Raw genomic sequence first — 10,896 nt, 5'->3', positions numbered from 1 at the left:
TCCGGCGAGCCGTCCGTGGCCGTCGCCGGCTGACCCTTTCGGGGACTTCCCGCCGTCCGTCCGGCGTTGCATCGGGGCGGGGCGCCCAACGGCGCCCCGCCCCTTCGCGTGTCCGAGGTCGGATGCCGGGCATCCGTTGTGCATATTCGGACATCCACGCCACAGAGGTGCGTGACAGAGGTCATTGCGGGCAAATTTGTGAGTTGACCCACACATGACGGCGTTTCATTGCACCACACCGCAAAGAACTCGGGGCTTCCCGGTCGAACCTGCAACGTTCGATGGTTCTGTAGCCCAGGTAACATCGCTACTGTTGCCGAGGCGCGTTTCCCCCTGTTCAGGGTCCGTACGGATCCGCTTCCCGAGCGCGCCCGGAATCTGTCGCCTGACATCCCCCGAGGAGACCCTGGTGGTTGAGGAGAAGACGGTCGGCGCCCCCGCGCCGGCGGCGCCGCGAAGGACGGTGAAGCAGCGGCTGACGCGGCGCAAGCCGGTGGAGCGGCTCACCGAGGAGGCCGGCCACGGCGAGGGCGGCAGCCTGCGCCGCACCATGGGGCTGCCCCAGCTCACCATGATCAGCATCGGCGCCACCCTGGGCACCGGCATCTTCGTCGTCCTCGGCGAGGCGGTCCCGGTGGCCGGGCCCGCCGTGGTGCTCTCGTTCGTGATCGCCGGGGTCACCGCGCTGTTCTCCGCGCTGGCCTACGCCGAGCTGGCCGGGATGATCCCGGCGTCCGGGTCGGCCTACTCCTACTCCTACGCCACCATGGGCGAGCTGGTCGCCTGGGTCTGCGGCTGGTGCCTGATGCTCACCTACGGGGTGTCGGTGGCCGCGGTCGCCGTCGGCTGGGGCGAGTACATCAACGAGCTGCTGCGCCTGGTGACCGGGGCGAGCCTGCCGGCCGCGCTGACCCAGCCCCCCGGCGCCGACGGCGGCATCGTGAACATCCCGGCCGCCGTGGTGGTGGTGCTGGCCATGGTCGCCCTCATCGGCGGCGTTCGGGAGAGCGCCTGGCTCAACGGCGCCATGGTGGTCGTCAAGGTCGCCGTGATGGTCATGTTCGTGGCGATCGCCGCCACCGCCGTGCAGGACGGCAACTTCGCCCCCTTCATGCCGCTGGGCATGGCCGGGGTGAGCGCGGCCGGGGCGACGCTGTTCTTCTCCTACATCGGCTTCGACGCCGCCTCCACCGCGGGCGAGGAGGCCAAGGACCCCCAGCGGGACCTGCCGCGGGCGATCATGCTCTCGCTGATCATCGTCACCGCGATCTACTGCCTGGTCGCCTTCGTCGCGGTGGGCGCCATGCCCTGGACGGACTTCCAGGACACCGAGGCGAGCCTGGCGCACATCCTGACCGTGGTGACCGGCACCCCGATCTGGTCGGTGGTCTTCGCGATCGGCGCCGTCATCGCCATCGCCAGCGTGGTGCTGGTGGTGCTCTACGGGCAGACCCGCATCCTGTTCGCGATGTCCCGCGACGGGCTGATCCCCAAGGTCTTCTCCAAGCTGGACAAGCGCGGGAACCCGACGGCCAACATCCTGATCCTGTCGGCGGCCATCGCGGTGCTGGCGGCCGTGGTCCCGCTGGGCCACCTGGCCGACGCGACCAGCATCGGCACCCTGTTCGCCTTCGGCCTGGTGAACGTCGCGGTCATCGTCCTGCGCAAGCGGCGCCCGGACCTGAAGCGCCGCTTCACGATGCCGCTGGCGCCGCTGACCCCGGTGCTGGGCGTGCTGTCCTGCGCCTACCTGATGCTCAGCATGGGAGTGGCGACCTGGGTGACCTTCGGCGTGTGGATGGTCGTGGGCCTGGCGGTCTACTTCGGCTACTCGATGCGCCGCTCCACCCTGGAGACCGCCCCGGAGACGGCCGGGGCCTGATCCGGGCCGCCTCTGGAGCGACGCTGAGGGGCCGCGCCGCCGACGGCGGCACGGCCCCTCTCATGCTTTCAGCCTCAGGAGGCGAAGACCTCGTCGGCGCTGTCAGCGGTGACGGCCCGCGTCGTCCAGCGAAGCAGAAGGGCGGGGTCGTCGCAGGCGGCGATGCGCTCGTGGTGCTCATCGGTCAATGCGAACCCGCGGGCGTCCAGGACTGCCAGAAGCGATTCGGCTTCACCCTTGGTCTTGCCCTCTCGGAACCCGGACTCGCGGTGGCGTCGGGCGAACTCGGTCTTGAACGTGTAGGTTCCGGACGTCATCAAGGCCTCCCAGTGAGCACGGGCCGCCTCTGACAGCCCGTTGACCACGTAGTCATTGTAGATGGGGAACCGGTCCTCGGGCAGCGCCGACAGGGCCTCGGCAAAGGCTGTCAGGACCGCGAGCCCTTCGTTGTCGCCCCCATGGGCCAGGGCGGACAGTGCCGAGAGCTCCGGCTGCTCCCGGGCCCGTGCCGGATCGGTGACGACCGGAATCTCGGTCGGCCCGACGACGAGGGGCCGGAGCGCGTACTCGGGGTGTCCGGTGTCGATGGGGAAGCGCGCCCAATCCGCGGTCGCGGAGTCGGGGCATAGCACCATGAGCGCCGTCGGGCATTCCAACCGGGCGCGGACCGTCGAGTGGTACACCGGCCATGAGAAGCGCTTGCGCTGGTCGGGCTTGCGCTGGACCTCGAACACCACGGCGAAGACGTCCCGGTCACCGTCCTCACTGAAGCACACCACCGCGTCGCCCCGGTAGTCCTTGGGTGCCAGGTCGGCGCAGTCGCCGGAGACGGTCCGCGCGGTGTCGTGGTCGGGGATCTTGAAGTCGTAGGCCTCCTCCAGGAGCACGGCGGTCATCTCGGGGTTGTTGCGGACGAACTCAAGGGGGAGCTCGTGCTCTGCGCTGGGCATGGAAAGGAAGCTAACGCTCAGCGAGTGGACATGTGCACGTTGTTCGGGATCGGCGGTGAAACGTGCGGCCCGTTACCCCTCCCGCAGTCCCATCGCCCCGGTGAGCTCGTCGCTGACGTAGACGTCGTCGTGTGCCTTCAGGAGTGCGGCATAGGCGGGGGCGCGAGGCAGGTCCCGGGCGCCGTCGGCGGAGGCGGCGGGCGCCGGTGCGATGAGCGCGGCTGCGAGCGCGGTGATGAGTGCGGCGGCGGGGAGGACGGCTTTCCGGGGCAAGAACGGTCCCATCGGTGTGCGGGGTGAGCGGGTCAGGGGGACGGGAGCGGTTCGCCGCCCTGGGAGGGGGCCGTGTTCAGGAGGCCGTGGACGGTTTCGTCGTAGTCCCCGACCTTCTCGGTGCTGAAGACCTCCCTGACGGTGTGCCGGGTGCGGTCGTTCAGGGTGAGCTCTACCCGCAGTCCGAGCCGGGCTGGGGGCCACGCCACCGTGGCGAGGTCCTCCGCGTGGATCCGCCGGACCCCGGGGCGGGCGAGCAGCTCCGCGGGCCCGTCGATCTTTCGCAGGGTCCGGAGCAGGCGCGGACGGGGCTTTCCGACCGCAGGACGGCGACAGGGAACGACGATCAGCGCGTCCCTGGTGGCGTAGATGTCGCACGGGCGCCGGTCGACGGAGACCGGCCCGGCCGCGCCCCGGATCACGGCACGCGATGCCGCGTCGGCCCCGGCCTCGTTCGTCGCGGAGGATGCATCGACACCGAGGCCGCCGAGCCGGTCGAGTGCCTCTTCCACGGCGTCGAGGGGGCCGCCGAGGCAGGCCGTCGCGAAGGCCTCGCAGGCGGCGTCGGTGTCCTCGACCGTGACGGGGGAGTCGGGCGCCGCGACCATTCGGGCCGGAGGGGTGAGCGTCCAGTCATGACGGAAGGCGACGGTCCCCGAGTCCACAGCGGCGACGACCGCCATGGCGCGCAATGCCGCACGGGTGGCTCCGGAATCCGCCAAGGTCTCGGCGAAGTCGTCGGGGGCGAGTCGGAAGTCGCTGCGGATGTCGTCCATGGACGGGGACGGTGTTCCCAGGGCGCGGGCCAGGGCGCGGTAGCCGACGGCCGCTTGGCGGCGCAGTTCGCGCACGCGGACCTGGGAAGTGAACTCGTCCCAGGTCACCCGGGGGCTGTCGGGGGAGAAGAAGTCCGACTCGGCGTCGGCGGCGATCGCCGGGAAGCCGGTGACCGCTTCGCGCGCGGGGCGGTCGCCGTCTTCCGGGGCCGGGAACTCGGCCGGGCCCAAGGCGGTGCGGCGCTCGGCGGCCCCCGGTGTCGGGTCCCCGGACGGCGGCTCGACCGGCTCGGCGTCCTCGGTCAGCTCCTCGCCGTTCTCGGACAGGGCGCTGGCGAAGGCCGTGCTCACGTCCTGGGGAACGGGTTCGCCCGGGTCGATGTCGCCCAGGTAGGCGCTGTCGAAGACGTCGAAGGCGTGCTCGATGACGGGGAAGCGGTCGATGAGCGCGAGAGCGTTCGCCGTGCCCGCCTCCCGGGCGGCGAACGCGTCGGCGTCCAGCGCCACACGGCGGCTGTGCGGGAGCTGGACGGCGAGCAGCAGCCGCGCGTAGGGCCACATGAGCAGCAGGGAGATGCCCGACCCGCCCGATCCGGTCCTGCGCATCAGGTCGTGCAGTGCGCGAAGCGACCGGTGGCAGTACGCCTCCATTCCGGGGACCTGCGGGGACTCCTCGGCAAGGGCCCGCGCGACGGCGGCGCGCATCTCACCGCGTGTGGCGACCGCCATCAGCGGCGCACCGACGGCCAGGCACCGCTCGCCGCGGACCAAGCCGGCCAAGCGGAACCGCTCGTCCATCTGCACGGTGGTGTGGATGCCGATCCGGACGGTGTCGGGCGGGGGAGCACCGAGGCGCCGGGCGATGGCGCGCACCTCCGCCCACAGGTCGGGGGCATCGGCCTCGCCCACCGCGCGGCCGGGGATGCGCGGACCGGACGCGATGAGGGCCGGCAGCATGCTCCACAGCAGGCCGACCGCGATGGCGAGGCCCACGTAGACGTTGCCCGCGGCCCACAGTGCCGCGACCGCGATGCCGGAGAGCAGGAACGGGTACAGGACGATGCCGGGGAAGAGCAGGGCGCTGAGGTAGGGACGGGATCTGGGCACGGGGCGGCTCCGGTGGTGCGCGAGGGTGTCATCGAAAGGCGGGTCAGGGACGGCAGGGCAGGAGGGGCATGCGGCACGGTCTCGGCCGTGCTGCGCACGTGGGCGGGGGAGGGGGCGGGGCCGGCGGGAGCGCTCCGGGCCGTCAGGCAGTGCGGTCGGCCCTGTCCCCGGCGGTCGCCCTCCTGCTGCGCGGGCCCTGGAGCGCCACCACCCCTGCGGCCGCGGCGATCGCACCGACGGCGGCGAGTCCTGCCAGGGCGGCGCCGGTGGTCGGGGGCCGGGAGTCGCCGAGGGGCGGCGGCGAGGGGGCCGCGGCGGCCGATGCGGCGGCGCCGGCGGCGGTGAAGGGGCGTCGGGGGATGTGCACGGCGGAGGCCTTTCCAACACGGTCACCTGGGAGTGCGCCCTGGCGGCGTCCCGGCCGTCCGCTCCGGCCCGGGAAGATCCCAGCGGTCCGGACCGACGCTAGGGACGCGACATGAAGCCGACATAACGGCCATAACTATTCGATTGCCGCATTGGCCGGGTGCGGACACAGGATTCTCAGGCAGGCGAGAGCGGGTCTGGGAGTCCTCGCATGAGCCCTGGTCGGGCAGGGGTGTCGAATACAGGAAGGTTTTCTGGTGGTGTGCATCACAGTGAACCGTGTTCGGTCAGGTGGTGTGCGGTCGCCGCCTCCGCCCCCGGGTTGCCCGCCCTGGTGGGGTGTGTGGATGCCCGCACGGGCGATGTGCAACAAAGATGCATCTGTGCGCGAAAATGCGCACGATATCGCCGGTCTCCCCGCAATGAATCGTCGGATCAGTGTGTCTACAGTGGTGGCGGTGCTGTCGGACACAGCGGAAGGAGTGTGCATGCGGTCCACCGAACCCGCCCTCAGGGCCGCCCTGGACCAGGGGGCCGGGCGCAGCGGGGACGCCGACGACGGCCTCGCGCGGCTGGAGCGCGTCGCCCGCGCCGCCGCCGATGCCGGGGCGGACCTGCTCATCGGCTCCGAGTGCTCGCTCACCGGCTACAACCTGGGCGCCCGCACCGCCGAGCTGGCCGAACCGCTGGACGGGCCCATCGGCCGCAGCGCCGCGCGCATCGCCGCCGACGCCGGGATCGCCCTGGTGTACGGCCAGCCCGAGCGCGACGGGGGCGCCGTGTACAACACGGTGCGCCTGGTCGGTGCCGACGGCACGCCCCTCGCCGCCTACCGCAAGGCCCACCTCTTCGGCGACCTCGACCGGGACGCCTTCCGGCCCGGCTGCGAGGCGGTCGTCCAGGCCGAGCTGCGCGGCGTCCGGGTCGGCCTGCTGATCTGCTACGACGTGGAGTTCCCCGAGGCCGTCCGGGCCCACGCGCTGGCCGGGACCGAGCTGCTGGCCGTCCCCACCGCCCTCATGCACCCGCACACCGGGGTGGCCACCGCGCTGGTCCCCGTCCGCGCCATGGAGAGCCAGCTCTACCTGGCCTACGTCAACCGCTGCGACACCGAGGGCGCCCTCGACTACTGCGGCCTGAGCACCCTGGTCGCCCCGGACGGCACCGAGGCGGTGCGGGCCGGGGCCGGGGAGGAGCTGCTCGTCGCCGACCTGCACCGGTCGGCCCTGGAGGACGCCCGCGGCGCCACCACCTACCTGCGCGACCGCAGGCCCGACCTGTACGGCTCGCTCGCCGTCTGACGGGGGCGGCCGCCCTCCCCCGCGGCCCGGCCCGCACGCGCCCGCCGGGCGCCACAGCCACCACCTGTCCCGTTCCGAGGAGGATCCCCGCATGACGTCCGCCGTGCCCACCGCCGTTCCGGAGGAGCGCACCGAGCGCCGCCCGCTGACCATGTGCGGCCCCGACTTCCCCTTCGGCTACGACGCGTTCCTGGAGCACCCGGCCGGCCTGGGGGCGGTGCCGCCCGAGGCGCACGGCACCGAGGTCGCCGTCATCGGCGGCGGGCTGTCCGGGCTGGTCACCGCCTACGAGCTGATGAAGATGGGGCTGCGCCCCGTCGTCTACGAGGCCGACCGGCTCGGCGGCCGCCTGCGCACCGAGCGCTTCGACGGCGCCCCCGACGACGTGGTCGCCGAGATGGGCGCCATGCGCTTCCCGCCGTCCTCCACCTCGCTGTTCCACTACATCGACCGGGCGGGCCTGGGCACCGTGCCCTTCCCCAACCCGCTGGCGCCCTCCACGCCCAGCACCGTGGTCGACCTCAAGGGCGAGGCGCACTACGCGCGCACCACCGACGACCTGCCGGAGGTCTACCAGGAGGTCGCGCGGGCGTGGAACGCCACCCTGGAGGAGGGGGCGAAGCACACCGAGATGCAGCGGGCCATCCGCGAGCGCGACGTGCCCGCGATGAAGCGCATCTGGAACGAGATGGTCGAGCGCCTGGACAACCAGACGTTCTACGGGTTCCTGTGCGACTCCCCGGCCTTCGCCTCCTTCCGCCACCGGGAGATCTTCGGCCAGGTCGGGTTCGGCACCGGCGGCTGGGACACCGACTTCCCCAACTCCATCCTGGAGATCCTGCGCGTCACCTACACCGGCGCCGACGACGACCACCTGAGCATCGTCGGCGGCAGCGAGCAGCTGCCGCAGTGGCTGTGGGAGCACGCCCCCGACAAGCTCGTGCACTGGGACCAGGGCACCACCCTGTCCTCGCTGCACGGCGGGGCCCCGCGCCCGGGCGTGACCGCGCTGCGCCGCACCGCCGCCCCGGGCGACCCGGCGGGCAACATCACCGTCACCGACGCCGACGGCTCCATCCGCACCTACCGCGCAGCGGTGTTCACCGCGCAGAGCTGGATGCTGCTCAGCAAGATCGCCTGCGACGAGGACCTGCTGCCGATCGACCACTGGACCGCGATCGAGCGCACCCACTACATGGAGTCCTCCAAGCTGTTCGTGCCGGTGGACCGCCCGTTCTGGCGGGACACCGACCCGGCCACCGGTCGGGACGCGATGAGCATGACGCTCACCGACCGCATGACCCGCGGCACCTACCTGCTGGAGGGCGAGGGCGACGGCCCGGCGGCGATCTGCCTGTCCTACACCTGGTGCGACGACTCGCTGAAGTGGCTGCCGCTGTCGGCGCACGAGCGGATGGACGTCATGCTCAACTCGCTGGCGCAGGTCTACCCGGACGTCGACATCCGCTCGCACATCACCGGCGACCCGGTGACGGTGTCCTGGGAGGCCGAGCCGTACTTCATGGGCGCCTTCAAGGCCAACCTGCCCGGCCACTACCGCTACCAGCGGCGGCTGTTCACCCACTTCAAGCAGGACCGGCTGGACCCGCGCCACCGCGGCCTGTTCCTGGCCGGGGACGACATCTCCTGGACCGCCGGGTGGGCCGAGGGCGCGGTGCAGACCGCGCTGAACGCGGTGTGGGGCGTGATGAACCACTTCGGCGGTGCCACCGATCCGGCCAACCCCGGTCCGGGCGACGTCTTCGACGGGATCGCCCCGGTCGAGCTGCCCGAGGACTGACGAGGACTGACGAGGGCCGACCGGGGCCCCGGCCGCCGAGGCGGCCCGATACGGCGGCGGGCCGCCCCTGAACCGGGGGCGGCCCGGCGTGCGTGCCCGGGAGAGCGTCGGGGGTGGGCCCTCAGGCGGGGCGCTCCTCGGCGGACCCGGCCAGCATGGGCTGGTCGACCAGCCGCGACAGCACCAGGGTGCTCTTGGTCCGCACCACGAACGGCTCGGCGCAGATCCGCTCGATGGTCTCCTCCAGGTGCTGCATGTCCCGCGCCCGCACCTGCACCATCGCGTCGGCCTCGCCGGTCACCGTGCACGCCGAGGTGACCTCGGCGTAGCCCGCCATCCCGGCCCGGATCTCCGCCGGGGAGGTGCGGGGACGGCAGTACACCTCGATGAACGCCTCGGTGGTCCACCCGATCGAGGACGGCTCCAGCACGACGGTGAACCCGCGGACCGCGCCGGACTCGACCAGGCGGTCGACGCGGCGCTTGACCGCCGATGCCGACAGCCCCACGGCCGATCCGATGTCGGCGAAGCTCGCGCGCGCGTCGGCGCCGAGAATGGCGATGATCCGCTCATCGACCCGATCCAACCGCACTGCCCGCTCCTCACGTCCCGCCGGGCGCGACCGGGGCCCGGCCTGACCGATGCTACCCACCGGCACCGGAGCGCGGGTCCGCCGACCGGGGCGGATCGGCCGTGTCGCTTCGCCCCATCCGGCGCCGTGACAGGGATGATCGGGAGTATCACCGAGGGTGAGGGGTGTGCGGTGGGGGCGAAAGGTGTTCCCGCGGCCGTGCCGGCCGCGCTGCTGCTCGCGCTCGCGGCGCCCGCGCAGGGCGCGGGGGCCGCGGACGCGGAGGGGGACGGGGCCGGAGGGGAGCGCAGGGCCGTCCTGGAATGGGGGGCCTGCGACGACCTGACGGCCGAGAAGGTCGAGGAGACCGGTGCGGACTGCGCCGAACTGGAGGTCCCGCTGGAGACGGAGCGGTCCGACGGTGCGGATACGCGCGCGGCCGAGACCGTGCGCCTGGCCCTGTCCCGGGTCCCCGCGCGCGGCGCCGACGGCGAGGCGGCCGAGGCGTCGCGCGTCCTGCTGGTCAACCCGGGCGGCCCCGGCAGCGCCGGGCGCGAGTGGGCCCTGCGCATCGCCGAGCAGCTCCCCGACGACCTGCGCGAACAGTACGACGTGATCGGGTTCGACCCCAGGGGCGCCGGGGCGAGCAGCCCCGCCGTCACGTGCGACGGGTCCTACTTCGACCCCGTCCGGCCCGACACGGTGCCCGCGTCCCGCGCGGACGAGCGCGCGCTGCGGGAGCGGACCCGCGGCTACGCAGAGGCGTGCGGGGAGAGGAACGCCGGGCTGCTCGACCACATGCGGACCGAGGACAGCGCGCACGACATCGACCGCATCCGGCGCGCCCTGGGCGAGAACACCATCGACTACCTGGGGTACTCCTACGGCACTTACCTGGGTGCCGCATACGCGACGCTGTACCCCGAGCGCACCGGACGCCTGGTGCTCGACAGCGTCGTCCACCCCGGCCGCCCGTGGTACGAGAGCAATCTGCGGCAGAGCCGCGCTCTGGACGAGGCCCTGCGCAACTTCTTCGACTGGACCGGGCGGCACGACGACGTCTACGGCCTGGGCGCCGATGCCGACGCGGTCGAGAAGGCCTACTTCCGCGTGCGCGAGGAGCTGGCCGAGGAACCCGCCGGAGGCGTGGTGGGGCCCACCGAGTACGAGAACGCCTTCATGCCCGCGGCCTACGCCTCGGCGGTGTGGCCGCGCCTGGCCGAGGCGCTCTCCGACCACGTCTCGGGCGAGGACGGGGCGGCCCTGGTCGACGCGTCCGAGCGTTTCGGCGAGGGGCCCGACGACGAACCCGGGTACGCCGCCTACCTCGCCACCCAGTGCACCGATTCCCCGTGGCCGTCGGCGTGGCCCGTCTGGCGCGACGCCGCCGGGCGCTCCGCCGCGGAGGCGCCCGTCACCGGGTGGAACAACATCTGGTACAACGCGCCGTGTGCGACATGGCCGGCCGAGGCGGGCGCCTGGCTGAACGTCGGGGCCGCCGCCGGGGCCGAGAGGGGAGCCGGGGACCAGGGGCTGCTGCTGGTGCACGCCACCGAGGACGGCCCCACCCCCGTCGAAGGCGCCTACGCCCTGCGCGACCGGTTCCCCGGGGCGCGCCTGGTGATCGAGGACGGCGGCCTCAGCCACGGCGTCTCCCTGGCGGGGAACGCCTGCGTGGACGAGGCGGTCACCGGCTACCTGCGCGACGGAACGCTGCCCTATGACGCGGCCGGGCGCTCCGCGGACCTGGTCTGCGAGGCGGGTCCCGAGCCCGAGGCGAAGCTCCCGCAGAGCGCGGCCGAGATCGACCGGGAGGAGCGGGTGCGGCTGATCGGCCCCTAGACGAGTGATTCCGTAAAGATCGTGTGA

9 protein-coding genes are annotated in these 10,896 nt (G+C 72.8%); 4 read left to right on the top strand and 5 right to left on the bottom strand.

The window, feature by feature from the left end:
• Positions 1–409: 409 nt before the first annotated feature.
• Entirely contained in the window at positions 410–1,882 is a 1,473-nt protein-coding gene (locus tag D476_RS0131325; RefSeq protein WP_017627816.1) for an amino acid permease, read from the top strand.
• A 74-nt stretch (positions 1,883–1,956) separates the two neighbouring features.
• Here D476_RS0131325 and D476_RS0131320 read toward each other — a convergent pair whose 3' ends face one another.
• The 4 genes from D476_RS0131320 to D476_RS0131305 form a co-directional block, all read right to left on the bottom strand.
• Positions 1,957–2,832 (bottom strand): hypothetical protein, encoded by an 876-nt coding sequence (locus tag D476_RS0131320; RefSeq protein WP_017627815.1) that lies wholly within the window; start codon positions 2,830–2,832, stop codon positions 1,957–1,959.
• A gap of 72 nt (positions 2,833–2,904) precedes the next feature.
• Complete coding sequence (locus D476_RS0131315; RefSeq protein WP_017627814.1) at positions 2,905–3,105, bottom strand: hypothetical protein; 201 nt, start codon at positions 3,103–3,105, stop codon at positions 2,905–2,907.
• Between the two features lie 32 nt (positions 3,106–3,137).
• A complete protein-coding gene (locus tag D476_RS0131310) occupies positions 3,138–4,988 on the bottom strand; it encodes a M48 family metalloprotease (RefSeq protein WP_017627813.1) in 1,851 nt (616 codons plus the stop codon).
• Positions 4,989–5,130: 142 nt separating this feature from the next.
• The gene (locus D476_RS0131305) at positions 5,131–5,355 is read right to left on the bottom strand and encodes a hypothetical protein (RefSeq protein ID WP_017627812.1); all 225 of its coding nucleotides are present in this window, start codon (positions 5,353–5,355) and stop codon (positions 5,131–5,133) included.
• A gap of 487 nt (positions 5,356–5,842) precedes the next feature.
• Here D476_RS0131305 and D476_RS0131300 point away from each other — a divergent pair, with 487 nt between their 5' ends.
• Both D476_RS0131300 and D476_RS0131295 read left to right on the top strand, forming a co-directional pair.
• A complete protein-coding gene (locus tag D476_RS0131300) occupies positions 5,843–6,655 on the top strand; it encodes a carbon-nitrogen hydrolase family protein (RefSeq protein ID WP_017627811.1) in 813 nt (270 codons plus the stop codon).
• A 91-nt stretch (positions 6,656–6,746) separates the two neighbouring features.
• The gene (locus tag D476_RS0131295; RefSeq protein ID WP_017627810.1) at positions 6,747–8,456 is read left to right on the top strand and encodes a flavin monoamine oxidase family protein; all 1,710 of its coding nucleotides are present in this window, start codon (positions 6,747–6,749) and stop codon (positions 8,454–8,456) included.
• 121 nt (positions 8,457–8,577) lie between these two features.
• Here D476_RS0131295 and D476_RS0131290 read toward each other — a convergent pair whose 3' ends face one another.
• Positions 8,578–9,048, bottom strand: a complete 471-nt coding sequence (locus D476_RS0131290) for an Lrp/AsnC family transcriptional regulator (protein ID WP_020380519.1) — start codon at positions 9,046–9,048, stop codon at positions 8,578–8,580.
• 135 nt (positions 9,049–9,183) lie between these two features.
• On the opposite strand from D476_RS0131290, the gene D476_RS0131285 reads away from it, so the two are divergent.
• Positions 9,184–10,869 (top strand): alpha/beta hydrolase, encoded by a 1,686-nt coding sequence (locus tag D476_RS0131285; protein ID WP_026124030.1) that lies wholly within the window; start codon positions 9,184–9,186, stop codon positions 10,867–10,869.
• Positions 10,870–10,896: the final 27 nt, after the last annotated feature.

The organism is Nocardiopsis chromatogenes YIM 90109 (genome assembly GCF_000341185.1).
Lineage (GTDB): Bacteria > Actinomycetota > Actinomycetes > Streptosporangiales > Streptosporangiaceae > Nocardiopsis_A > Nocardiopsis_A chromatogenes.
This window is presented reverse-complemented; position numbering and strand designations above follow the sequence as displayed.

Bases quoted from the DNA above. Each gene is read 5' to 3' on its own strand.
- D476_RS0131300 (WP_017627811.1), top strand. From the start codon at position 5,843: ATGCGGTCCACCGAACCCGCCCTCAGGGCCGCCCTGGACCAGGGGGCC.
- D476_RS0131285 (WP_026124030.1), top strand. From the start codon at position 9,184: ATGATCGGGAGTATCACCGAGGGTGAGGGGTGTGCGGTGGGGGCGAAA.
- D476_RS0131320 (WP_017627815.1), bottom strand. From the start codon at position 2,832: ATGCCCAGCGCAGAGCACGAGCTCCCCCTTGAGTTCGTCCGCAACAAC.
- D476_RS0131295 (WP_017627810.1), top strand. From the start codon at position 6,747: ATGACGTCCGCCGTGCCCACCGCCGTTCCGGAGGAGCGCACCGAGCGC.